This window comes from Streptomyces sp. NPDC001515 (assembly GCF_053597115.1).
Window position 1 is genome coordinate 111,454 of the sequence record NZ_JBSFHN010000004.1, and the last position, 23,134, is coordinate 134,587.

Annotated in this window: 17 protein-coding genes; 7 read left to right on the top strand and 10 right to left on the bottom strand. The window is 73.3% G+C overall.

What is annotated here, in order from left to right; genetic code table 11:
* Nucleotides 1-42: 42 nt before the first annotated feature.
* From ACWCXC_RS07020 to ACWCXC_RS07030, 3 genes are all read right to left on the bottom strand, one after another.
* Nucleotides 43-2,001: an outer membrane protein assembly factor BamB family protein gene (locus ACWCXC_RS07020; protein ID WP_450887100.1), complete on the bottom strand. Its 1,959-nt coding sequence runs from the start codon at nucleotides 1,999-2,001 to the stop codon at nucleotides 43-45.
* Between the two features lie 69 nt (nucleotides 2,002-2,070).
* A complete protein-coding gene (locus ACWCXC_RS07025) occupies nucleotides 2,071-3,906 on the bottom strand; it encodes an outer membrane protein assembly factor BamB family protein (protein ID WP_450887102.1) in 1,836 nt (611 codons plus the stop codon).
* Nucleotides 3,907-4,184: 278 nt separating this feature from the next.
* Nucleotides 4,185-4,850: a TetR/AcrR family transcriptional regulator gene (locus ACWCXC_RS07030; protein ID WP_450683283.1), complete on the bottom strand. Its 666-nt coding sequence runs from the start codon at nucleotides 4,848-4,850 to the stop codon at nucleotides 4,185-4,187.
* 265 nt (nucleotides 4,851-5,115) lie between these two features.
* On the opposite strand from ACWCXC_RS07030, the gene ACWCXC_RS07035 reads away from it, so the two are divergent.
* The 6 genes from ACWCXC_RS07035 (at nucleotide 5,116) to ACWCXC_RS07060 (ending at nucleotide 14,196) form a co-directional block, all read left to right on the top strand.
* Complete coding sequence (locus tag ACWCXC_RS07035) at nucleotides 5,116-6,057, top strand: VOC family protein (protein WP_450887105.1); 942 nt, start codon at nucleotides 5,116-5,118, stop codon at nucleotides 6,055-6,057.
* The gene (locus ACWCXC_RS07040; protein WP_450887107.1) at nucleotides 6,057-6,899 is read left to right on the top strand and encodes an alpha/beta fold hydrolase; all 843 of its coding nucleotides are present in this window, start codon (nucleotides 6,057-6,059) and stop codon (nucleotides 6,897-6,899) included. The genes ACWCXC_RS07035 and ACWCXC_RS07040 overlap by 1 nt, the downstream gene beginning before the upstream one ends.
* A gap of 72 nt (nucleotides 6,900-6,971) precedes the next feature.
* Nucleotides 6,972-8,726 (top strand): FAD-dependent oxidoreductase, encoded by a 1,755-nt coding sequence (locus tag ACWCXC_RS07045; RefSeq protein ID WP_450887109.1) that lies wholly within the window; start codon nucleotides 6,972-6,974, stop codon nucleotides 8,724-8,726.
* A 133-nt stretch (nucleotides 8,727-8,859) separates the two neighbouring features.
* A complete protein-coding gene (locus tag ACWCXC_RS07050; RefSeq protein WP_450683279.1) occupies nucleotides 8,860-10,449 on the top strand; it encodes an FAD-dependent monooxygenase in 1,590 nt (529 codons plus the stop codon).
* Nucleotides 10,446-12,515, top strand: a complete 2,070-nt coding sequence (locus ACWCXC_RS07055) for an acetate--CoA ligase family protein (protein WP_450887111.1) — start codon at nucleotides 10,446-10,448, stop codon at nucleotides 12,513-12,515. The genes ACWCXC_RS07050 and ACWCXC_RS07055 overlap by 4 nt, the downstream gene beginning before the upstream one ends.
* The gene (locus tag ACWCXC_RS07060; protein WP_450887113.1) at nucleotides 12,496-14,196 is read left to right on the top strand and encodes a (2,3-dihydroxybenzoyl)adenylate synthase; all 1,701 of its coding nucleotides are present in this window, start codon (nucleotides 12,496-12,498) and stop codon (nucleotides 14,194-14,196) included. The genes ACWCXC_RS07055 and ACWCXC_RS07060 overlap by 20 nt, the downstream gene beginning before the upstream one ends.
* A 76-nt stretch (nucleotides 14,197-14,272) precedes the next feature.
* On the opposite strand, the gene ACWCXC_RS07065 is transcribed toward ACWCXC_RS07060, so the two are convergent.
* A complete protein-coding gene (locus tag ACWCXC_RS07065; protein ID WP_450887115.1) occupies nucleotides 14,273-16,018 on the bottom strand; it encodes an outer membrane protein assembly factor BamB family protein in 1,746 nt (581 codons plus the stop codon).
* A 142-nt stretch (nucleotides 16,019-16,160) separates the two neighbouring features.
* A complete protein-coding gene (locus tag ACWCXC_RS07070) occupies nucleotides 16,161-17,972 on the bottom strand; it encodes an ABC-F family ATP-binding cassette domain-containing protein (protein WP_450887117.1) in 1,812 nt (603 codons plus the stop codon).
* Between the two features lie 155 nt (nucleotides 17,973-18,127).
* Here ACWCXC_RS07070 and ACWCXC_RS07075 point away from each other — a divergent pair, with 155 nt between their 5' ends.
* Nucleotides 18,128-18,793 carry a lipoprotein gene (locus ACWCXC_RS07075; RefSeq protein ID WP_450887119.1) on the top strand — a complete coding sequence of 222 codons (666 nt, stop codon included), beginning with the start codon at nucleotides 18,128-18,130 and terminating at the stop codon, nucleotides 18,791-18,793.
* 24 nt (nucleotides 18,794-18,817) lie between these two features.
* On the opposite strand, the gene ACWCXC_RS07080 is transcribed toward ACWCXC_RS07075, so the two are convergent.
* From ACWCXC_RS07080 to rsmI, 5 genes are all read right to left on the bottom strand, one after another.
* A complete protein-coding gene (locus tag ACWCXC_RS07080) occupies nucleotides 18,818-19,717 on the bottom strand; it encodes a 4-(cytidine 5'-diphospho)-2-C-methyl-D-erythritol kinase (RefSeq protein ID WP_450683273.1) in 900 nt (299 codons plus the stop codon).
* Complete coding sequence (gene rsmA / locus ACWCXC_RS07085; protein ID WP_450683272.1) at nucleotides 19,714-20,619, bottom strand: 16S rRNA (adenine(1518)-N(6)/adenine(1519)-N(6))-dimethyltransferase RsmA; 906 nt, start codon at nucleotides 20,617-20,619, stop codon at nucleotides 19,714-19,716. Before rsmA ends, ACWCXC_RS07080 begins: the two co-directional genes overlap by 4 nt.
* Before the next feature lie 45 nt (nucleotides 20,620-20,664).
* Nucleotides 20,665-21,531: a TatD family hydrolase gene (locus ACWCXC_RS07090; RefSeq protein WP_450683271.1), complete on the bottom strand. Its 867-nt coding sequence runs from the start codon at nucleotides 21,529-21,531 to the stop codon at nucleotides 20,665-20,667.
* Between the two features lie 157 nt (nucleotides 21,532-21,688).
* Entirely contained in the window at nucleotides 21,689-22,078 is a 390-nt protein-coding gene (locus tag ACWCXC_RS07095; protein ID WP_450683270.1) for a hypothetical protein, read from the bottom strand.
* A gap of 159 nt (nucleotides 22,079-22,237) precedes the next feature.
* The gene (gene rsmI, locus ACWCXC_RS07100; protein ID WP_450683269.1) at nucleotides 22,238-23,134 is read right to left on the bottom strand and encodes a 16S rRNA (cytidine(1402)-2'-O)-methyltransferase; all 897 of its coding nucleotides are present in this window, start codon (nucleotides 23,132-23,134) and stop codon (nucleotides 22,238-22,240) included.

Genomic DNA, 23,134 nt, shown 5'->3' on the forward strand with positions numbered 1-23,134 from the left:
CGGAGCCGACGGCCCCGCCCCCCCCTCGCGCACGCGTGCCGGTCAGCTCGTGCCGAACGCGACGACCAGGTACTCCTTGTCGCCCAGCGAGCTCTCCCGGGGCTTGCTGATCATCGTCTCCGAGATGTACAGCCGCCCGTTGGTGTAGCGGTACTCGGCGTAGTCCGTGGAGAAGCTGGTCTCCGCGTCCCGGGTCGCCTCGTCGCTCGGGTTCTCCATCAGCACGGTCTGCTTGAAGGTGGCGCCGTCGATGGAGACGACCTGCCCGCCCTTGTCGTAGGGGGGCACCTTGTAGGCGATGATGTTGCCGCCGTCCATGCGCAGCGGGAACATCGTGTACCGCTCGCCCGCGTCGGCCCGGTCGCTGGTCGGCTTGCCGGTGGTCAGGTCGAACGAGACGATCTCGTTGGTGTTGCCGTACTCGCCCGTGCCCTCGTGCTCCTCGGTGGGCAGGTAGAGCCGGTTGTTGCCGACGGCCAGCTGCTGGCAGGTCTCGACGTCGGTCGAACCGCAGCGCGCCGCGTACTTCTCGCCGTCCGCCGCGATCCGGGTGAGCAGCTTGCCGGTGCTCGCGTCGATGGAGAAGAAGTCCGAGATCCCGCTGCCGTCGCCGGCGGTGTCGCCGACGTCGGCGGCGACGACCAGCGGCTTGGTGGAGACGATGCTCGCGTACTCGACGCCGGGCGGCATCTTGTACGAGGACAGCGGCGCCCCCGTCGTCGGGTTCAGGGCCTGGATGACGAGCTGCGGGTCGTCGTACGTGCCGCACTTGCGGACCACGGCCAGGGCCTCGCCGCCGCCGTACCCCTTGTCGTAGCAGCCGTCCGTGCTGACCTTCGGCTTCCAGCGCTCGGCGCCGGTGGCGAGGTCGAAGGCCGCGCCGCCGTCGGTGCCGCCGGCCGCGACGGTGGAGCCGCTGAGGGTGACCTCGTCGAAGCGGACCGGGCGGTCACCGGTGTTGGAGGAGGTGACGCTCTTGCTCCACATGAGCTTGCCGGTGGTGAGGTCGATCGCGCCGATCCGGGTGCAGCTCTGGTACTTCTTCGCGGCGGTCCGCTTGCCCTCCTCGAAGGCGATGGCCGTCTTGAAGTCCTTGCTCATGTGCCGGGAGGCGGCGCAGAGCTGGCCCTCCAGCGGGATGGACCAGAGCTTGGTGCCCTTGGCGAGGTCGTAGCCGACGACCTCGTTGACGCCCGTCTTCACGTACGCCTTGTCGGTGACCCAGGAGCCGTCCACCGTGGTGACGTCGGTGACCTTGGGCTGCGGGAGCTGGAAGGCGACCGAGGACTTGGTGTTGGCCGGGGCCTTCTCCTTGCCGCCGCCCCCGATGCCGCCGCTGCCGCCGCCCTTGTTCTCGCCACCGGTGGCGCCGGCGGAGGTGGTGGCCTCGTCCTTCTTGTCGTCGTCGCCTCCGCTGGAGGCGAACCAGATGCCGCCGCCGACGATCAGCGCCACCGCGACCGCGGCGGCCACGATGATCTGCGCCTGGGTGGAGAACTTCTTCGGCCCGCCGGAGCCGGGCTGCTGCGGCTGCTGCATCGGCGTGGTCGGGTAGCCGTAGCCGGGCTGGGGCTGGCTGGGCGGGAAGCCGTAGCCGGGCTGCGGGGCCTGGCCCTGCTGCGGGTAGCCGTAGCCGGACCCCGGCTGCTGCTGCGGATAGCCGTAGCCGGGCTGCTGCTGCGGGGCGCCGTAGCCGCCGGGGACGGTGGGCGGCGGGGTGCCGTAGCCGCCGGGGACGGTGGGCGGGGGCGGGGTGCCGTAGCCGCCCGGGGCGGTCGGCGGCGGGGTGCCGTAGCCGGGCTGCTGCGGCTGCGGCGGTCCGGCCGGCGGCGGGGTGGCGGGCTGCTTGCCGAACGGGTCGGCGGGCGGCGGCGTCGGGGCGCCGAAGCCTCCGGCCGGCGGGTCCTGCGGGGCGCCGAAACCACCGGGCGGGGGGTCCTGCGGCGCGCCGAACCCGCCCTGGGACGGCTCGTTGGGCGGCGGCTGGGGCGGTTGCGTCATGGCGTGTGCGTACCTCGGGAGAAAAACGGGAGGGAATCGGTCGGGGGCCGAACCGGTCGGCGGGGGCGGCTACTTGCCGAAGGCCATCATGGTCTTCGTCTCCAGTTCTTCCTTGTCGTTGCTCGCGCTGACCCGCCCGCTGGCGATGAACGAGCGGCCGTCCGCGTAGAGCACCTTCTCGTCCCAGAACGAACTCTCGATCGAGGCCGTCGACTCCGGGTGCCGGAGCAGCATCTTCGGGCTGCCTCCGGCGGGTGCCAGGGTGGCGATGCCGCCGCCCTTGCCGTAGCCGGCGTCCACGTAGAGGAGCACGTCGGCGCCCTCCATCCGCAGCGGCTTCATGGTCTGGCCGGCCGGGGCCTTCGCCTTCCACTTCGTCTTGCCGGTGTTGAGGTTGAAGGCGACGACCTGGTTGGTGCGGCCGGAGCCGCTGGTGTCGTCCTGGGTGGCCATGTAGAAGGTGTTGGCGTCGGCGGCGACGCCGGTGCAGCCGTCGAGGCGCTGGCCGAAGATGGTGAACGCGCCCCCGCAGTCGGGGGCGAACTTGTCGCCCTTGTCACTGGTCAGCTGCGAGCGGAGCGTGCCGTTCTCGCGCAGGGCGACGATGCTCCACTTCTTGCTGTCGCCGCTGCCCTTGGTCAGCGACACGATGAGCGGGCTGTTCGAGTAGACCTTGTCGACCTCCCAGCCCCGGGCGGGCTTGTAGGTCCACAGCGGCTTGCCGGTGGTGGGGTCGACGCGCTCGACCGCGTGCTGCGGGTTGTCGGCGTCGTCCGTGCGGCAGCTGGTCGCGGCGATCAGCCGGGCGCCGCCCGCGAAGGCGAAGGGCTGGCAGGTGCCGCTGCGCTTGCCGAACAGTTCCTTGCCGTCGCTGATCCGGTAGGCGTTGGAGGCGCCGGTGCGGCCGGCCGTCACGGTGTCGCCGGTGATGGCCATCGAGAGGTCCGACATCATGTCGAACAGGCCGCTCTTCTTGACCTCCTTCTTCCACCCCGCCTTCCCCGTGGTGAGGTCGATCTGCTGGAGCGTCGAGCAGTCGGCCTTGGAGGTGGTGCCGTTCTTGATCGCGATGACGATCGTGCCGGCGGCGGTGGTCTGCTGGGGCGCGGAGCAGATATCGGCGGGCAGCTTGAGCTTCCACTTCTCCTTGCCGTCGCCGACCGCGTAGCCGGAAACCGTGCGGTACATACCCTTGACGACGGTGTCGCCGACGATCCAGGGGCCGTACACGTCCGCGCCGTTGCGCGGCAGGTCGACGTCGTTCTTCTGGAGCCAGAGGACCTTGGCCTCACCGGACTTGCGTCCGGCGTTCAGGTCGTCGTCGCCGTCGCGGCCGGTGCCGTTGCCGTCGCCCTCGTCCACGCTCGGGGAGGCGGACGGTCCGGCCGGCAGGCTGCTGCCCCCGGCGACCGGCTTCTTGTCGTCGCCGTCGTCACCGCCGGTCAGCAGGAACACCCCGCCGCCGATCACCACGAGCGCCGCGACCGCCGCGCCGATGATCATGGCGGGCTTGCCTTTGAAGGGGTTGCGACCTCCGGGGACCGGGGGGACCGGGGCCGTGGGGTACTGCTGCGGCGGATAGCCGTAGCCGCCCTGCGGCTGGCCGTACGGTCCGGGCTGCGCGGGCTGGCCGTAGGGGCCGGGCTGCTGCGCGTAGGGACCCGGCTGCTGGGGCTGGCCGTAGGGACCGGGCTGCTGGGGCTGGCCGTAGGGGCCCGGCTGCTGCGCGTACGGACCCGGCTGCTGGGGCTGGCCGTACGGACCGGGCTGCTGGGGGTAGCCGTAACCGGGCTGGGTCGGCGGCGTCTGCGGCGGACCCTGGGGCGGCTGGGGGACCCCCTGCGGCGGCTCCTGCGGAGCGCCGAAGCCTCCCTGCGGCGGTTGCTGGCTGGGCGGCTGGGTCATCAGCGCGTCCCCCTTCGTGCGGTCCGGTGCCCGGTCCGGACTCCCCCGCGATCCCACCGCGGTCCGAGGGGCCTGCCAAGACCCCCTGAATCACTGGCGAAATGGAGCGAATCGGGCATGGATCCCGCAGTGTCACGACAGTCGAGCGGGGCTTCTTTCTACCACCCGTCCGACGGCGCGCCCCGGCTCGGTCCATCCCTGTTCCCAAGGGAGAACCGGGCCGTGATGCCCCCGTTACGCCTCAATCACCGTCAGACCGACGCGGCGGGCAGCGCCCTTCAGGACGCCGGGGCCGACGCCTTGTGCCGGGCCACGGCCGCCTCGCCCAGCGCGACCATCGCGTCGGTGAGGCGGTCCATCTGGGAGGCGACGGTGTACTCCGCCTCGGCCATGGCGGAGACGAAGGAGCCGTCGAAGGCCGCGATGGCGAAGACCGACAACTCCTCGCCGACCGCCCGCGCGATCTCGGGGCCCTCGTCCGCGAAGGCCGACGCGACCATCTCGCTCATGTAGGCGCGGCCCTCGGCGCGCACGCTGCGGTTCATCGCCAGGACCTCCTCGTCGGCGGCCTCGTCGCTCATGACGAGCCGGACGTGGAGCCTGAGGAAGTCGGGCTTGGCGGTGAAGACCTCCGCCGTCCGGTCCATGAACCACGCCATCCGCTCGTGGTGCGTGCCGCCCTCCGGCGGCTGCGCGTGGGCCTCGCGCATCGCGCCGAAGTAGTCGCGGGCGCCCCGTTCCATCACGGCGGCGAGCAGTCCGCCCTTGGAGTGGAAGTGGTGGTAGATCGCGCTGCGCGGCATGCCGGTCTCGGCCGTGATCGCCGTGATCGTGGCCGCCGCGTATCCCCGCAGGGCCATGACCCGGGCCGCCGCGTCGAGGATCTCCTCCTTCGAACGTCGCCCGCGCTCGTTCCCGTTGGGGGCCTTCGATCCACGTCTCACCCGCCGATCATACGGGCCGCCCTCCGCTCGGTCACACAGAGCGAAGAGTTGGCCGAACCCTTGACGCGCCCCGTTCCGCATGTGAACGTACCGACTATTGGACTGAACGATCGGTTCAATAATGCTTCTCCGGCCGCCTCCCGTGCGGTCCGGAGCCTTCTTCTCCCCTGCCCCGGAGCCGCTTCCGCTCCCGGGCGCCCACTCCCCCGCCTCTGTTCGTCCGAGGGGTGACCCCCACCCTCTCGGCCTCGGAAGGAGACCACTCATGACCGCAGTGAAAGAGCTGGCCTACGTCGTGTACGAGGTCGGCGACCTCGCCGACTGGGAGCACTTCGGCGTGACGCTGCTCGGCATGCAGCTGGGCCGGAAGACCGACGCCGGCTTCACCCTGCGCACCGACGAGAAGGCGCACCGCTGGATCATCACCGAGGGCCCCGCCGACGATCTGGTGGTCAGCGGCTACGAGGCCGAGTCGCCGGAAGCCCTCGACCGGCTGGTCGCCGCGCTGCGGGCGGCCGGCACCGAGGTCACCGAGGGCGGCGCGGAGCTGGCCGCCGCGCGCCGGGTCGACCGCCTGTTCCAGGTCACCGACCCGCTGGGCAACCGCATCGAGCTGGTCACCGGCCTCGCCGACGCGGAGACCCCGTTCCACTCCGACACCCTGCTGGGAACCTTCGTCACCGGCAGCGGCGGCGCCGGGCACCACGTGCTGCTCTCCAAGGGCGTGCCGCGCGAGGAGTACATGGCCTTCTACGAGGGCCTGCTCGGCTTCCGGATCAGCGACATCATCGTCGAGGAGCTGGCCCCGGGCGTCTTCGCGGACCTGATCTTCCTGCACTGCAACCCGCGCCACCACAGCGTCGCCTTCGGCGACATGCCGCATCCGAAGAAGACCCACCACTTCATGCTGGAGGTCAGCGACATCCGCGACGTGGGCACGGCCTACGACCGCTGCATGGACGCCGGGCAGCCCTTCGAGATGACGCTCGGGATGCACCCCAACGACCACATGTTCAGCTTCTACGTCCGCACGCCCTCCGGTTTCTCCGTCGAGTACGGCTGGGGCGGACTGCTCATCGACGACGCGACCTGGCAGGTGCGGACCCTCGACCGGCTGCACAGCTGGGGACACCGCTCGCCCGAGACCGTGCACGAGCTGCTCGGCCGCGCCCCCTTCACCAACCACGCCCCCGGAGGCGATCACTGATGGCCCTGAACCCCGACGCGATCTCGCGGTACGTCCAGACCAAGGACTGGCGGATCCACTACAACGAGGCCGGCGAGGGCCACCCCGTCGTCCTGCTGCACGGCGGCGGCCCCGGCGCCACCGGCTGGAGCAACTACTCCCCCAACATCGAGGCCCTGTCCAAGCACTTCCGGGTCATCGCCCCCGACATGCCCGGCTGGGGCGACTCGGACGCGGTGGACTTCACCACCCTGGACCACGTCGAGGCGGCCTGCCAGCTGCTCGACGCCCTGGGCATCGAGAAGGCCGCGTTCGTCGGCAACTCGATGGGCGGCCACACCTCGCTGCGGCTCGCCCTCGAACGGCCCGAGCGCGTCTCCCACCTCGTCACCATGGGCGCCCCGCTCCAGATGAAGCCGTTCCTCTTCGGCGCCGGCGGCGGCCCCACCGAGGGCCTGAAGATCATGTACGACACGTACACGAACGCGACCCCCGAGGGCATGCGCCGCCTCGTCGAGATCATGGTCTACGACACGGCCCGCTTCGCCACCCCCGAGCTGTGCGAGCAGCGTTCGCGGGCCGCGCTCAAGCGCCCCGAGCACCTGGCGAACATCGCCGCGGTGGCGCCGAAGGCCCCGATCCCGATCTGGATCGACCCGAGCCGCGTCTCCGGGATCACCGCGCCCTCGCTCCTGGTCCACGGCCGTGACGACCGGGTCGTCTCCTTCGAGTCGACGCTCTTCCTCGCGGCGAACATCCCCGACTCGCGCGCGCACCTCATCAACCGCTGCGGCCACTGGGCCCAGCTGGAGCACGCCGACGAGTTCAACCGCCTGGTGACGGACTTCGTCACCCACCACTGACCCTCCCGCCGCCGGGTTCCCCCGGCCCGGCGGCGGACCCCCCGCATGCCCCTTGCCCCAGGAGTCTCAACGATGAGCACTGTTAAGACGGTCGAGACCGACGTCCTCATCTCCGGTGCCGGTCCGGCCGGAGCCGCGGCCGGAGCCCTCCTCGCCACCTACGGCGTCCGCGCGATCGTGCTGAACAAGTACGGTTCGGTCGCCAACACCCCGCGCGCCCACATCACCAACCAGCGCACCATGGAGGTGCTGCGCGACCTCGGCGTCGAGGACGAGGCCAAGCGCGTCTCCACCCCCCAGCACCTGATGGGCGAACACGTGTGGGCCACCGCCCTCACCGGCCCGGAACTGGGGCGGCTGCGGACCTGGTACACCCATCCGCTGTTCAAGGCGGAGCACGACCTGGCCAGCCCGACGACCGTGTGCGACCTGCCGCAGGACCGCATGGAGCCGATCCTGCTCAACGCCGCCACGCACCGAGGCACGACGCATCGGGTCAACACCGAGCTGCTCTCCTTCACCCAGGACGACGACGGCGTCACCTCGACCGTCCGCGACCGGGTGACCGGCGAGGAGTACGAGATCCGGTCCCGGTACCTGATCGGCGCCGACGGCGGGAACTCCCGGATCATGTCGCAGCTCGGCATCCCGCTGGAGGGCGAGATGGGGCTCGGAGGCTCCATCAACATCGTCTTCGAGGCGGACCTGACGCATCTGGTCGCGCACCGGCCCGGGGACATGTACTGGTTCATCCAGCCCGGCATCGGCCACGACGGCAACGGCATCGGCGTGCTGCGCGTGGTGCGGCCCTGGAACAAGTGGATCGCCGTGTGGGGCTACGACGTGGAGCAGGGCGCACCCGAGCTGACCCACGAGTTCGGCGAGGCCATCGCGCACCAGCTCATCGGCGACGACACCGTCCCCGTGAAGGTCGAGTCGGTCTCCACCTGGGCGGTCAACCACGTCTACGCCACCGACAACCAGGAGGGCCGGGTCTTCTGCGTCGGCGACGCGGTCCACCGGCACTCGCCGATGAACGGCCTGGGGTCCAACACCTCCATCCAGGACTCGTTCAACCTGTGCTGGAAGCTCGCCCTGGTCCTGCGCGGTCAGGCCGGCCCCGGGCTGCTGGAGACCTACCGCGACGAGCGGCTGCCGGTGGCCCGGCAGATCGTGGAGCGGGCCACGGCCAGCAACGCCCTGATGCCGCCGCTGTTCCAGGCCCTGCACCTGCCGCCCGCCGCCGGACAGGAGCAACTGGACGCCGCACTCGACACCCTGCGGGCCCCCACCGCCGAGGGCGCGGAACGCCGGGCGGCGTTCGACGCGGCCGTCCGCGAGACCCTGCTGTGCTTCAACACCCACGGCGTGGAGACCAACCAGAACTACACGTCCGGTGCCGTGGTGGCCGACGGCGAGGCCCCGGTCGCACCGAGGGACGAGGAGATCCACTACTTCCCGTCCACCTATCCCGGCCGCCACCTCCCGCACGCCTGGCTGCTCGACGGCCAGCGCAAGGTCCCCGTCATCGACCTCTGCGGCCACGGCCGGTTCACCCTGCTCACCGGGGTGCTCGGCGCGGACTGGCGCGAGGCCGCCGCGAAGGCCGCCGCCGCGACCGGGGTGGAGATCGACGTGGTCTCCATCGGCCACGGCTGCGACTACGAGGACCGGTACGGCGACTGGGCCGGGGTCTCGGGTCTGGCGGAGGACGGCGCGCTGCTGGTCCGGCCCGACCACATCGTGGGCTGGCGCTCGGCCGGGCGGGGCGAGGACCCGGCCGGCGCGCTGCTGGACGCCCTGCGGTCGGTCCTGCGGACCGGCTGAGGCCGAAGCCGCCGGGCGCGGAGGAACCGTCCCCCTCCGGACACCGACTCCGCGCCCGGCCCGGCCGCGCACCTTCGTGCCGTACCCCTTCGCGCGTACCGCACGGCACCCGCACAGAACCAAGGAGCACCTGATGCGCATCGCAGTCGCGGGGGGCGGCCCCGGCGGGCTGTTCCTCGCCACCCTGGTCCGGCAGGCGGACCCGTCGGCCGAGGTCACCGTCTTCGAACGCAACCGCGCCGACGACACCTTCGGCTTCGGCGTCGTCTTCTCCGACCGCACCCTCGCCGCGATCCACGAGGCCGACCCGGTGCTGCGCCGGGCGCTGAGCGACCACGGCCGGCACTGGGACGAGATCGAGGTCCGCCTCAAGGGCGAACGGATCCGCTGCGGCGGCAACGGCATGGCCGCCGTCGCCCGCCGCACCCTCCTCCTGCTGATGCAGGACCGGGCCCGGGACGTCGGGGTCGAGCTGCGCTTCTCCACGGAGGTGACGCTCGACGACCTGACCGGCTACGACCTGGTCGTGGCGGCCGACGGCACCGGCTCGAAGATCCGCGAGCAGGTGGAGGCCGAGCGGGGCGCGGACCTGGGGACCGAGGTGGAGACGGCCGCCGCCAAGTTCATCTGGTTCGGCACGGACCACCTCTTCGACGGGCTCACCTTCATCCACGAACGCGGCCCGGACGGCGTGTTCGCGGTGCACGGCTACCCGGTCTCCGACACCGTGTCGACCTTCATCGTCGAGACGGACGAGGAGTCGTGGCGGCGCGCCGGACTCGACGCGTTCGACGTGACCCAGCCCCCGGGCCCCAGCGACCTGCGGTCCAAGGAGTACCTGGAGAAGCTGTTCGCCGATCACATCGGCGGCGGGAAGCTGCTGACCAACAACTCCCGGTGGGGCAACTTCCGCACCCGGCGCACCCGTCGCTGGCACACCACGTCCCCCCGTCCCGTGGTCCTGCTCGGCGACGCCGTGCACACCGCGCACTTCTCGGTGGGCTCCGGCACGAAGATGGCCATGGAGGACGCCGTCGCGCTCGCCGGGGCGCTGGCCGCCCACCCGGGCGATCTGCCGGCCGCGCTGTCCGCGTACGAGGAGGCGGCGCAGCCCTCGGTCCGCAGGATCCAGGACTCGGCGCGGCCCAGCCTCTCCTGGTGGGAGCACTTCGGCCGCTACCACGACACCTTCGAGCCCTGGCAGTTCGCCTACCACTTCCTCACCCGCAGCATCTCCGACGCCCGGCTCGCCCGCCGCGCCCCGGAGTTCGTGGCGGGCGGGCACCTCGGGTGGACGCGCACGCACGGCACCGAGCCCCTGGAGACCCCGTTCCACGGCTCCGGCTGGCAGGCACCGGGCCGGCTGGTGGACATCGTGCGCAGCGCGGACGGCACCCCGACCGCCGTACGCGGCGTGGGTGAACTCTCCCTGTCCGCCGAGCCGGTGCCCGGCCCGTGGGGCGCCCTGCTCACCGCGCCCGACGCGGAGGCCGGGCTGCCCGGGGTCCTCGACCGGCTCGCCGCGCTGGCCGGGTCCGGGGCCGGTGGACCGGTCCTGGTCGCGGTGCACGGCGGCACCCCGCTGACCCGGGTCCTGGTCTGCGAGCAGGCCCGGATGGCGGAGGGTCTTCCCGCGCTCCTGATCGACCCGGAGCCCGACCGCGACCGGGCGCTGACCACGGTGCTCTCCGGCCGCGCCGACCTCGTGGGGGTGCCCGGATGACCGGCGCACCCGCCTCCGCCCGGGGGCTCGACGCCCTCTTCGCGCCGCGCGGCATCGCGGTCGTGGGCGCCTCGCGCAAGCCCGGCAAGCTCGGTGCCGCGCTGGCCCGTTCGCTGGAGGGGTTCGCCGCGCGCGGCGGACGGCTGGCCCTGGTCAACGACCGTGACACGGGCATGTACGGATCGGTGCGCGCGGCGGCCCAGGACGGGCCGGTGGACCTGGCGATGATCTGCGTACCCGCGCCGGCCTGCCCGGACGTGCTGGCCGACGCGGCCGCCGCCGGGGCCGGTGCCGCCGTGATCTGCGGCGGCGGCTTCGCCGAGGCGGGCGGCCCCGGTGTCGCGTACCAGCAACGGCTGGCCGAGACGGTCGCGGCCACCGGCATCCGGCTGCTGGGCCCGAACACCAGCGGCTTCCTCGCCCCGCACACCGGGCTGACCGCCAGCTTCGTCCCGGGCGTGGCCCGGGTCCGGCCGGGCCGGGTCGCGGTGGTCGCGGCGAGCGGGGGCGTCAACCACGCCCTGGCGTTCCTGCTGGCCGAGGCCGGACACGGCATCAGCCTGGCCGTGGGACTCGGCAACGGGGTGGACGTCACCGCGCCGGACGTCCTGGACCACCTCGCCGACGACCCGCACACCGGGGCCGTCGCCCTGCACATCGAGTCGGTCGCCGACGGGCCCCGGCTGGTGGCGGCGGTGCGGCGGCTGGCCGCCCGCCGCCCGGTCGTGGCCCTGGTGGTCGGCCGGCACGACGTCGGGGCCTTCGCCGCCTCGCACACCGGGGCGCTCGCCACCTCCTGGCGCACCACCCGGGCCGCGCTCGCCCAGGCCGGGGCGGTCCTCGTTTCCGACGAGCGCGAGCTGGTCGACGCGGTGGGGGCGCTCTCCGTCACACGCGCCCGGCCCGCCGCCGATCCCGGTGTCGGCGTGGTCACCGCCCAGGCGGGGCCGGGTCTGCTGCTCCTGGACGAGCTGCGGGGCCGCCGGGCCCGGGTCCCGGAGCCGGCGGAGGACACCACGCGCACCCTGTCCGCGCTGCTGCCGCCGCTGACGTATCAGCTCAACCCGGTCGACACCGGCCGTCCCGGGCCCGAACTCGGCCGGGTGCTCGGTGCGGTCGCCGCGGACCCGGGCGTCGACGTCGTCGCGGCCTACGCCCTGCACGAACCGGACGCGGTGGACCTGGTGGCGGCCGCCCGCGAGGGCGCCGTGCCGGGGGTCCCGCTGGTGGTCGGGCTCGGCGGGAGCGGCGAGGAGGTGGCCGAGGCCCGGCGTTCCCTGCTGGACGCGGGGATCGCCGTGGTGGCCGATCCGCACGGGGTGGCCGCCGCGACGGCCGCCCTGCTGGCCGACGCCCGCGCCCGGGTGCCCGCCGCGCCGCGTACGGCACCGGACGCGGTCTCCGTCGAGGTCGCCCCGGCCTACGACGAGCACGAGGCAAAGTGCCTCCTCGACCGCCTCGGGGTGACGACGACCTCCCGCCGGGTCTGCGCGGACCGGGCCGAGGCCCATGCCGCGCTGGCCGCGCTGGGCGGTCCGGTGGCGGTCAAGCTGCTCGACGCCTCCGTCCTGCACAAGACCGAGATCGGCGGGGTGCACCTGGGCGTCGGCTCCCCGGCCGCGCTCGACGCGGCGCTGGACCGGCTGGAGGAGGCCGGTGCCCGCCGCTTCCTGGTGGAGTCGATGGCGCCCTCCGGGGTCGATCTCGTCCTCGGCGCGCGCCGCGATCCGGTCTTCGGTCCGGTCGTGCTGCTCGGACTGGGCGGCACGACGGCGGAGGCCCTGGCCGACGTCACCGTCCGCACGGCACCGCTCGCGCCGGAGGTGGCCGAGACCATGCCGGCGGATCTGGCCGGGCGGGCGCTGCTCGACGGCTGGCGGGGCGGCCCGGTCCTGGACCCCCGGGAACTGGGCCGGATCGCCGCCGCCCTCGGGGACCTGCTGGTCACCCACCCCGGCCTCGAAGAGATCGAGGTCAACCCTCTGCGCCTGACCCATGGGGGTCTGGTCGCACTCGACGCCGTCGTCATCACCAGGGAGGCCGACCATGCCCACCCCCATCGCTGAGCACACCGTCCCCTGGCCGGAGGCCGAGGCCGCGCGCTATGCCGCCGAGGGCTACTGGGCGGGCGTCCCGCTCGGCACGCTGCTGCGCGAGGCCGCCGACCGGGAGCCCGACGCCCCGGCCCTCGTGGACCCGGTGGCCTCGGGCGGCGCCGGACTCCGCCTGACCCGCGCCGAGCTGGCCGACCGTGCCGACGCCGCCGCCGTACGCCTGCTGGACCTGGGCATCGAGGCCGGTGACCGGATCGTCGTCCAGCTCGGCAACGGCTGGGAGTTCGTCGTCCTGACCCTGGCCTGTCTGCGCGCGGGGATCGTCCCCGTGATGGCGCTGCCCGCCCACCGCCGTGCCGAACTGCGCTATCTGGCCGTGCACGCGGAGGCCGTGGCGATCGCGCTGCCGGACCGCATCCGCGACTTCGACCACCAGGCGCTCGGCCACGAACTGGCCGACGAGGTCCGCGCGGCGACCGGTGCCGGATGGCGGGTGCTGGTCGCGGGCGACGAGATCGCTCCCGGCAGCGTCGATCTGCGGGCCCTGTGCGCGCCGCCCGCCGATCCCGCGGCGGTCCGCGCCCTGCTGGACGCCCGCGCCCCGCACTCCCGGGACGTGGCGCTGTTCCTGCTGTCCGGCGGGACGACGGGGCTGCCCAAGCTCATCGCCCGTACGCACGACGACTACGCCTACAACGCGCGGGTCAGCGCGGAGGCCGCCGCGCTCGGCGCGGAGAGCGTCTACCTCGTCAGCCTGCCCGCCGGGCACAACTTCCCGCTCGCCTGCCCCGGCATTCTCGGCACCCTGCTGAGCGGCGGCCGGGTCGTCACCCTGCCGTCCCCGGAGCCGGTGCGGGCCTTCGCGACCATCGCCGCCGAGGGCGTCACGCACACGGCGGTCGTACCGGCGGTCGCGGGGCGCTGGCTGGAGCACGCCGCCGCGCACGGTGCCGGGCAACTGGCGAGCCTGCGGGTCCTCCAGGCCGGCGGCGCCCGGCTCGCGGACGAGCTGGCCCGCAAGGTGCGCCCGGTGCTGACGGCCACGCTCCAGCAGGTGTTCGGCATGGCGGAGGGGCTGCTGAACGTCACCCGGCTCGACGATCCCGAGGACGTCGTGTGCACCACCCAGGGGCGGCCGGTCTGCCCGGCCGACGAGGTGCGGCTGGTGGACGAGAACGACCGGGACGTACCCGAGGGCGAGCCCGGACTGCTGCTCACGCGCGGCCCGTACACCCCGCGCGGCTACTACCGGGCGGCCGAGCAGAACGCCCGCGCCTTCACCGAGGACGGCTGGTACCGCTCGGGCGACATCTGCCGCCGCACGCCGGAGGGCAACCTCGTCGTGGAGGGCCGCGACAAGGACATGATCAACCGGGGCGGCGAGAAGATCTCCGCCGAGGAGGTCGAGAACCTCGTCTACCAGCTGCCGGCCGTCAGCCAGGTCGCGGCCGTCGCGATGCCCGACCGCGACCTCGGCGAACGGGTCTGCCTGTACGTCGTGGCGCGCCCCGGCACGACGGTCACCCTGGACGAGGCGCGCGGGGTCATGGAGGCGACCGGGGTGGCCCGGTTCAAGCTGCCCGAACGCCTGGTGCTGGCCGGGGCGCTGCCGCTGACCAAGGTCGGCAAGATCGACAAGAAGGCGCTGCGCGCGGACGTCGCCGCCCTCCTGGACGGCGAACGGACCGGCTGAACCACCGTCGGACGGCCGTGACCGGGTGCCTCCCCCGTCACGGCCGTCCGGCGGCCCCGGCCGGGACCCGCCCCGGTCACGGCCCGAAGGCGACCATGGACCGGGTCTCGATCTCGTCCCCGTCGTGGATCCCGGTGACCCGGGTCTGCATGAGCAGGGTGCGGCCGTCGGAGTAGACGATCCTGGGGTCGAAGAAGCCGCGCTCCATGGACGAGCCGGACGCGGGGTGGCGCTGGACCATGAGCGGGGTGCCGCCGGTGGACGGCAGGGTGGCGATCGCGCCGCCCTTGCCCTTGGCGGGTGCGGCGTACATCAGCAGCTTCCCGCCCTCGGTGCGCAGCGGCGTGAGGGGCTGTCCCACCGGGGAATCGGCGGTCCAGCGGGGTCTGCCGGTGGCCAGGTCGAAGGCGACGACCTTGTTGCGGGGCTCCTCGTCCTTGGCCGGGACGACCTTGGTGGAGAGGTAGACGGTCCCCGCGTCGGCGGCGACGCCCAGGCAGTTGTCGAGGTTCTTGCCGAGGGTCATCAGCTCGTCGTCGCACGTGGGGCCGTAGTCGCCCGGTCCGCCGGAGAGCTGGGAGCGGTAGGTGCCGTCGGCGTTGAGCACGACGATGGCCCATTTCTCGGGCTGGCGCAGCGAGATGACGGGCGGATCGGCCGAGTAGATCCGGTCGACCTGCCAGCCCTTCTTGAGCTTGTACGTCCACAGGACCTTGCCGGTGGCGGGGTCGATCCGCTGGACCTGCTGTTCCTTGTGGTCGTCGGCGGCGGTCTGGCAGCTGGTCGCGGCGATCGCGACGGGGCCGCTGGCGAAGCCGTAGGGCTGGCAGTTGCCCGGGAGCTTCCCGAACAGCTCCTTGCCGTCGCTGACCCGGTAGGCGTCGGTCCGGCTGGTGCGGCCGACGGTGACGGTGGAGCCGTTGATGGACATGGCCACGTCGGAGAGCCCGTCCCACAGCCCCTTGCGGACGAAGGTCTTGCGCCAGCCGGCCTTGCCGGTGGTGAGATCGACCATCTGGACGTTGTCGCACGCCGCGTTGGACGAGGTGCTGCCGTTGATGGCGAAGACGATCTTGCCGTCGGCGGTGGCCCGCGAGGGGGCCGCGCAGACCGTGGTCGGCATCCGCAGGCTCCACTTGAGCGAGCCGTCGCCGAGCGCGTACGCGGAGACCGTGCGGTACATGGCCTTGACGACGGTGTCGCCGACGATCCACGGGCCGAAGACGTCGGAGCCGTTGCGCGGCAGGTCGACGCCGCCCTTCTGGAGCCAGAGGACCTTCGCCTCCCCGGACGTGACCTTCGCGTTGATGGCGGCGGCCTCGGCCTCGGGGCTGATCACGGGCTTGCCCGTCGCCCCGCCGGTCGGTGACGCGGTGGGCGCGGGCACGGGCGGCGCCGAACTGTGGCCGCCCGCCTCGGGCTTCGGGTCGTCGCCGTCCGATCCGGTGGCCAGCCAGATGCCGCCGCCGGCCAGGAGCACCACCGCGAGGACCGCGCCGATGACCACCCCGGTCCGGCCCCGGAACCGCCCGCCGCCCGGACCGCCGCTCGACGGCGTAGGGACCGGCGGCCGCGCGGGCTGGGTCGGAGGCTGCTGCGGGGGCGGGTAGCCGTAGCCCTGCGGCGGCTGTTGCCCGTAGGGGCCGGGCTGCTGGTACGGGCCCTGCTGGCCGTACGGCCCCGGACTCCCGTACGGGCCGGGGCTGTTGTACGGGCCGGCGGGCCGCTGCGGACCGGCGGGGGGCGGGTAGGCCCCGGGCTGCGGGTCGTAAGGAGCTCCGAACCCGCCCTGCGGCGGCTGCTGTCCGGGCGGCTGACTCATCGACCCGTCCCCCTGTTCGATCGGTACCACGGCGTTCGGGCAGGGCTTCTTTCTACCACCCGCCCCGTGAACCCCTTCCGTCACACGTGCCACAGCGTGCGACGACGGCGTGCGCCGGCAGGCGGAGGGGCGTACCGAACGCTCAGGCGTCCTCGGCCAGTTCGAGCCAGCGCATCTCCAGCTCCTCGCGCTCCGCGACCAGTTCGCGCAGTTCGGCGTCGAGCGCGGCGACCTTCTCGAAGTCGGTGGCGTTGTCCGCGATCTGGGTGTGCAGGGACGCCTCGCGGGTGGAGATCTTGTCGAGCTGCCGCTCCACCTTCTGGAGCTCCTTCTTGGCCGCGCGCGCCGCCTGCGCCGAGACGGCCGGAGCGGTGGCTGCCGGGGCGGCCTGGGCCGGGGCGGCGGGCGCGGCGGACTCCGCCTGCCGCTGCCTGCGCTCCAGGTACTCGTCGATGCCGCGCGGCAGCATCCGCATCGTCCGGTCGCCGAGCAGCGCCATGACCCGGTCCGTGGTGCGCTCGATGAAGAACCGGTCGTGGGAGATCACGATCATGGAGCCGGGCCAGCCGTCGAGCAGGTCTTCCAGCTGGGTCAGGGTCTCGATGTCGAGGTCGTTGGTGGGCTCGTCGAGGAAGAGCACGTTCGGCTCGTCCATCAGCAGCCGCAGGATCTGGAGCCGGCGCCGCTCACCGCCGGAGAGGTCCCCGACCGGGGTCCACTGCTTCTCCTTGGTGAAGCCGAACTGCTCGCAGAGCTGGCCGGCGGTCATCTCGCGGCCCTTGCCGAGGTCGACGCGGTCGCGCACCTGCTGCACGGCCTCCAGCACCCGCAGCTCCGGGTTCAGCTCGTGGACCTCCTGGGAGAGGTAGGCGAGCTTCACGGTCTTGCCGACGACGATCTTCCCGGCGGCGGGCTGCTCGTCGCCCTGGCTGCGGGCCGCCGCGGCCAGCGCCCGCAGCAGCGAGGTCTTGCCCGCTCCGTTGACCCCGACCAGGCCGATCCGGTCGCCGGGGCCGAGCTGCCAGGTGAGGTGGGTGAGCAGCGTCTTGGGGCCCGCCTGGACGGTCACGTCCTCCAGGTCGAACACCGTCTTGCCGAGCCGGGCGTTGGCGAACTTCATCAACTCGCTGGTGTCGCGCGGCGGCGGCACGTCCGCGATCAGCTCGTTGGCGGCCTCGATGCGGTAGCGGGGCTTGGAGGTGCGGGCGGGGGCGCCGCGCCGCAGCCAGGCCAGCTCCTTGCGCATGAGGTTCTGCCGCTTGGCCTCCTCGGTCGCGGCGATCCGCTCCCGCTCGGCGCGGGCGAAGACGTAGTCGCTGTAGCCGCCCTCGTACTCGTGGACCGTGCCGCGCTGGACGTCCCACATGCGGGTGCAGACCTGGTCGAGGAACCACCGGTCGTGGGTGACGCAGACCAGGGCGGAGCGGCGGGCGCGCAGATGGCCGGCCAGCCAGGAGATGCCCTCCACGTCGAGGTGGTTGGTCGGCTCGTCGAGGACGATCAGGTCCTGTTCGGCGATCAGCAGCTTGGCCAGGGCGATCCGGCGGCGCTCGCCACCGGAGAGCGGCGCGATGACGGTGTCCAGGCCCTGCTCGAAGCCGGGCAGGTCGAGGCCGCCGAAGAGCCCGGTGAGCACATCGCGGATCTTGGCGTCGCCGGCCCACTCGTGGTCGGCGAGGTCGCCGATGACCTCGTGGCGGACGGTGGCCTGCGGGTCGAGCGAGTCGTGCTGGGTGAGCACGCCCAGGCGCAGTCCGCCACTGTGCGTGACGCGGCCCGAGTCCGCCTCCTCCAGCCGGGCGAGCATCCGGATGAGGGTCGTCTTGCCGTCGCCGTTGCGGCCGACGACACCGATGCGGTCCCCCTCGGAGACACCGAGGGACACACCGTCGAGCAGGGCACGGGTGCCGTACACCTTGCTGACCTGCTCGACATTGACGAGGTTGACGGCCACGAACGCTCCAGCTCGAAGGAAAGACTCCGGCCTTCAGCGTAGTCGGCCCGGCGCACACCTCCGTACGGGCGGCCTTCCGGCCGTGGGATACCTTGCGCGCATCGATCACCGGGCCCCGGACGGCCCGGGACAGGCACAGGGGTGGGGACAGGGACATGGCTGGTCGTACGGTCCGGGGGCTGGCGCCCCTGCTGCTGGCGGCGCTCGCGCTGACGGGCTGCTCGTCGGGGACGGGCGGCGACGGGGACGCCGGGGCGTCGAAGAAGACCGGCAAGACCGGGAAGGCCGGGGCGGACGGGGCGGAGACGGCCCCGGCGGCGAAGGCGGGCGGGGCGGTCGGCGCCGCCGGGTCCGGGTGCGCGCTGCCGGTGGTCTTCGACCTGGCGGAGCACTGGAAGCCGAAGGCCGTGGCCCCGGTGGCCGCGGACGACCCCCTGGCCGCGCTCTCCACCCAGGGCCCGGTGCACATGGTCTGCGAGATCGACGCCAAGCCGGCCGGCCACATCGGCTTCCTGCGGGTCTGGCAGGGCGGGGCGGGCGCACCGGCCACCCCGCGTGCGGTGCTGGAGGGCTTCGTGAAGGCCGACGAGAACGCGTCGAAGGCCACGTACCGCGAGGTCACGGGCGGAAAGTCGGCCGTGACCGAGGTGACCTACACCCTCCGCAGCGAGGTCATGGACGAGTCCCGCCCGGCCCGCGCCTTCGCCGTGGCCACCCCGGACGGCCCCGTCGTGGTGCATCTGGGCGGGCTGGACGCGACCGAGCACCAGCAGATGCTGCCGGCGTACGAACTGGCCCGGGGCAGCGTGCGGCTCGGCTGAGCCGGGCCGCGTGCCCGCCCCGTGTCAGCGGATCGTCGCCCCCGGGGCCGGGGAGAGGGCCGTGCGGGCGGTGCGGCAGGTGCCGGAGGCGGTGAGCGCGTCGGCGACCTTGCGGGCGGACGCCTCGTCCTCGGTGAGGAAGGCCGTGGTGGGCCCGGAGCCGGAGACCAGCGCGGCCAGCGCCCCGGCCCGGGTGCCCGCCTCCAGCGTGGCGGCGAGCGAGGGGCGCAGGGAGAGCGCCGGCGCCTGGAGGTCGTTGCTCAGGGCGCCCGCGAGGGCGTGCGCGTCACCGGTGCGCAGCGCGTCCAGCAGGGCTTCGGAGGCCACGGGCTCGGGCACCTCGGTGCCCGCCGTGAGCCGGTCGAACTCGCGGTAGACCGCAGGGGTGGACAGCCCGCCATCGGCGACCGCGAAGACCCAGTGGAAGGTGCCGCCGGTGGCGACGGGCGTGAGGCGTTCGCCCCGGCCGAGGCCGAGGGCCGCGCCACCGACCAGGCTGAACGGGACGTCGCTGCCGAGTCCGGCGCAGATCTCCAGCAGCTCCTCGCGGGAGGCGCCGGTGGACCAGAGGGCGTCGCAGGCCAGCAGGGCGCCGGCCCCGTCGGCGCTGCCGCCCGCCATGCCGCCGGCGACGGGGATGTCCTTGGCGATGTGGAGGTGCACATCGGGGGCGATGCCGTGCCGTTCGGCCAGGGCGATAGCGGCGCGGGCGGCGAGGTTGGTGGTGTCCAGCGGGACCTGGTCGGCGTCCGGGCCGGAACAGGTGATGCGCAGCGTGTCGGCGGGGGTCGCGGTGACCTCGTCGTACAGGCCGACGGCGAGGAAGACGTTGGCCAGGTCGTGGAAGCCGTCCGGGCGCGCGGCACCGACCGCGAGCTGGACGTTGACCTTGGCCGGTACCCGTACGGTGACGCTGCTGCTCACTCGGCACTCCCGGCGGAATCGTGGGTGGCGGGGAGGCCCCCCGCGGGCTTGTTCTCGGCGATGGCGGCGAACTCCTCGACCGTCAGCGACTCGCCTCGGGCCTGCGGCGAGATCCCCGCGGCCACGAGCGCGGCCTCGGCCCCGGCGGCGCTGCCGGCCCAGCCGGACAGGGCCGCCCGCAGCGTCTTGCGGCGCTGGGCGAAGGCGGCGTCGACCACGGCGAAGACCTCGGCCTTGCTCGCGGTGGTGGCGACGGGCTCGGCGCGTCGGACCAGCGAGACGAGTCCGGAGTCGACGTTGGGGGCGGGCCAGAAGACCTTGCGGCCGATGGACCCGGCGCGCTTGACGTCGGTGTACCAGTTGGCCTTGACGGAGGGCACTCCGTAGACCTTGTTCCCCGGGCGGGCGGCGAGCCGGTCGGCGACCTCGGCCTGCACCATGACCAGGGTCCGCTCGATGCTCGGGAAGCGGTCGAGCATGGTGAGCAGGACCGGCACGGCGACGTTGTACGGCAGGTTGGCGACCAGCGCGGTGGGCGGCGGGCCGGGCAGCTCCGTGACGAGCATGGCGTCGGAGTGGACGAGCGCGAACCGGTCGGCGCGCTCCGGCATCCGGGCCGCGACGGTCGCGGGCAGGGCGGCGGCGAGCACGTCGTCGATCTCGACGGCGACGACCCGGTCGGCGGCCTCCAGCAGCGCCAGCGTCAGCGAACCGAGTCCGGGGCCGACCTCGACCACCACGTCGTCCGGGCGGACCTCCGCGGTGCGCACGATCCGGCGGACCGTGTTGGCGTCGATGACGAAGTTCTGACCGCGCTGCTTGGTGGGGCGTACGCCCAGCGTCGCGGCCAGTTCGCGGATGTCTGCGGGGCCCAGGAGGGCGTCGGGCTCTGTGGTGCTCACCGGTCAAGCCTACGGCCGGGCGGGCGTCGCGCCGCCCGCGACCGGTCAGTAGTCGAAGGCGCGCGCGGTGTTCACCGCGATCGCGGTGGCCAGGGTGGTCTCGTCGACGCCCTTCACCTCGGCCATGGCGCGGAGCGTGACCGGGATCAGATAGGGCGCGTTGGGGCGGCCCCGGTACGGGACGGGGGTGAGGAAGGGCGCGTCGGTCTCCACCAGGACCAGTTCCATCGGCGCGACGGCCAGCGCGTCGCGCAGCGGCTGGGCGTTCTTGAAGGTGACGTTGCCGGCGAAGGACATGTAGTACCCGGCCTCCGCGCACAGCTCGGCCATCTCGGCGTCGCCGGAGTAGCAGTGGAAGACCGTGCGCTCCGGGGCGCCCGCGTCGGCCAGGATGCGCAGCACGTCGGCGTGCGCCTCGCGGTCGTGGATGACGAGCGCCTTGCCGTGGCGCTTGGCGATCTCGATGTGGGCCCGGAAGGACTCCTCCTGGGCGGCCATGCCCTCGGGGCCGGTGCGGAAGTAGTCGAGCCCGGTCTCGCCGACGCCCCGGACGTCGGGGAGCGCGGCCAGGGCGTCGATCTCGGCCAGCGCCTCGTGGAGGGCGGCGGTGCCGCCGCCCTCGCGGGCCCCCTGCCGCGACCAGCCGTCGGGGTCCCCGTGGACGATCCGGGGCGCCTCGTTGGGGTGCAGGGCGACGGCCGCGTACACGCCCGGGTGCGCGGCGGCGGTCTCGGCAGCCCAGCGCGATCCCTTCACGTCGCAGCCGACCTGGATCACCGTGGTCACGTTCACTGCGGCGGCCCTGGCCAGGCCCTCCTCGACGGTGCCGTCCTGCATGTCCAGGTGGGTGTGCGAGTCCGCGACCGGCACCGGGAGCGGTTCGGGCAGCGGCGGGGCTTCGGTACGGCTCATGGCCACGATCGTACGAGGACCGGGGCCGCCGGACCTCACCGAGACCGTACGACGACCGAGGCCCGGACCTCACCGGGACCGCACGACGACCGAGGCCCGGACCTCACCGGGACCGCACGACGACCGAGGCCCGGACCTCACCGGAACCGTACGGACGTCACCGGCGCTGGAAGGGATGGAGCAGGTCGGAGAGGTGCCAGTGGTGCTCGCCCGTCGGCGCGGCGGTGGCGGCCACCGGTCCTGCGGCGGGCACGGTCTCGGGCTCGGGCGCGGCGGGCTCCGCGGCGGGGCGGCTGCGGAGCAGCTGCTGCACCGTGGAGACCCGGCCGGCCCGCATGATCCGGACGACGTGTCCGCCGCAGTTGGCGCAGGTGGGCGTGGAGAGCGGGGACGGGACGCGCTCGCCGTCCGCCTTGTAGACCACGTACGCGTGCTGCGAGGCGTCGACGTGGTGCTCGATCTCGTAGGCCTGTTCCCAGCCGTATCCGCACCGCATGCAGGCGAATGCGTAGGCCTCGTGGGCGGTGGTCGCTGCGATGTCGCTCATGCTGGCTCCTCTTGTCCGCCGGACAAGCACTCCGGGGAATGCGTCCTGGATCCAGTGGACGCCTTTACCGGCGGGAGCGCACCGGGCCCTGTCGAGTGTTGGACCGGTTTTGAGCTTCTCGTGGCAAAAGGGGCCGGTACGCGGCTCTTACTTTGCTTTTCACGATAGTCCTTTACCGTCCGAGGGGCCGGTCCGAGCCGCGTTCTTTGCCGCGACGACCGCGTCGAACACCTCGCGTTTGGGCAGGCCCGCGGCGGCGGCCACGGCGGCGATCGCCTCCTTGCGCCGCTCCCCCGCCTCCTCGCGCACCCGCACCCTGCGCACCAGCTCCTCGGCGTCCAGTTCCTCGGGGCCGGTCTCGGGGGCGCCCTCGACCACGACGGTGATCTCACCGCGTACGCCCTCGGCGGCCCAGACGGCCAGCTCGCCCAGCGGGCCGCGCTTGACCTCCTCGTACGTCTTGGTCAGCTCCCGGCAGACGGCGGCGCGCCGGCCGTCGCCCAGGACCTCGGCCATCGCGGCGAGGGTGTCGTCCAGGCGGTGCGGGGCTTCGAAGAAGACCATGGTGCGGCGCTCGTCGGCGACCTCGCGGAGCCGGCCGAGGCGCTCCCCGGCCTTGCGGGGCAGGAAGCCCTCGAAGGTGAAGCGGTCGACGGGCAGCCCGGACAGGGCGAGGGCGGTGAGCACCGCGGACGGGCCGGGCACGGCGGTGACCCGGATGTCGTGCTCGACGGCGGCGGCGACCAGCCGGTAGCCGGGGTCGGAGACGGACGGCATGCCGGCGTCGGTGACCAGCAGCACCCGGGCGCCGCCGAGCAGCGCCTCGACGAGTTCGGGGGTGCGGGCGGACTCGTTGCCCTCGAAGTAGGAGACGACACGCCCCGAGGTGTGGACGCCCAGGGCCTGGGTCAGCCGGCGCAGCCGCCGGGTGTCCTCGGCGGCGACGACGTCGGCCGTCTCCAGTTCGGCGGCCAGGCGGGGCGGGGCGTCCGCCACATCGCCGATGGGGGTCCCTGCCAGTACCAGCGTTCCAGTCGATCCAGTCACAACGTCCAT

Bases quoted from the DNA above. Each gene is read 5' to 3' on its own strand.
- ACWCXC_RS07095 (WP_450683270.1), bottom strand. From the start codon at position 22,078: ATGAGCGACATCGCAGCGACCACCGCCCACGAGGCCTACGCATTCGCC.
- ACWCXC_RS07040 (WP_450887107.1), top strand. From the start codon at position 6,057: ATGGCCCTGAACCCCGACGCGATCTCGCGGTACGTCCAGACCAAGGAC.
- ACWCXC_RS07045 (WP_450887109.1), top strand. From the start codon at position 6,972: ATGAGCACTGTTAAGACGGTCGAGACCGACGTCCTCATCTCCGGTGCC.
- rsmI (WP_450683269.1), bottom strand. From the start codon at position 23,134: ATGGACGTTGTGACTGGATCGACTGGAACGCTGGTACTGGCAGGGACC.
- ACWCXC_RS07065 (WP_450887115.1), bottom strand. From the start codon at position 16,018: ATGAGTCAGCCGCCCGGACAGCAGCCGCCGCAGGGCGGGTTCGGAGCT.
- ACWCXC_RS07025 (WP_450887102.1), bottom strand. From the start codon at position 3,906: ATGACCCAGCCGCCCAGCCAGCAACCGCCGCAGGGAGGCTTCGGCGCT.
- ACWCXC_RS07020 (WP_450887100.1), bottom strand. From the start codon at position 2,001: ATGACGCAACCGCCCCAGCCGCCGCCCAACGAGCCGTCCCAGGGCGGG.
- ACWCXC_RS07055 (WP_450887111.1), top strand. From the start codon at position 10,446: ATGACCGGCGCACCCGCCTCCGCCCGGGGGCTCGACGCCCTCTTCGCG.
- ACWCXC_RS07075 (WP_450887119.1), top strand. From the start codon at position 18,128: ATGGCTGGTCGTACGGTCCGGGGGCTGGCGCCCCTGCTGCTGGCGGCG.
- ACWCXC_RS07035 (WP_450887105.1), top strand. From the start codon at position 5,116: ATGACCGCAGTGAAAGAGCTGGCCTACGTCGTGTACGAGGTCGGCGAC.
- ACWCXC_RS07060 (WP_450887113.1), top strand. From the start codon at position 12,496: ATGCCCACCCCCATCGCTGAGCACACCGTCCCCTGGCCGGAGGCCGAG.
- ACWCXC_RS07090 (WP_450683271.1), bottom strand. From the start codon at position 21,531: ATGAGCCGTACCGAAGCCCCGCCGCTGCCCGAACCGCTCCCGGTGCCG.
- ACWCXC_RS07050 (WP_450683279.1), top strand. From the start codon at position 8,860: ATGCGCATCGCAGTCGCGGGGGGCGGCCCCGGCGGGCTGTTCCTCGCC.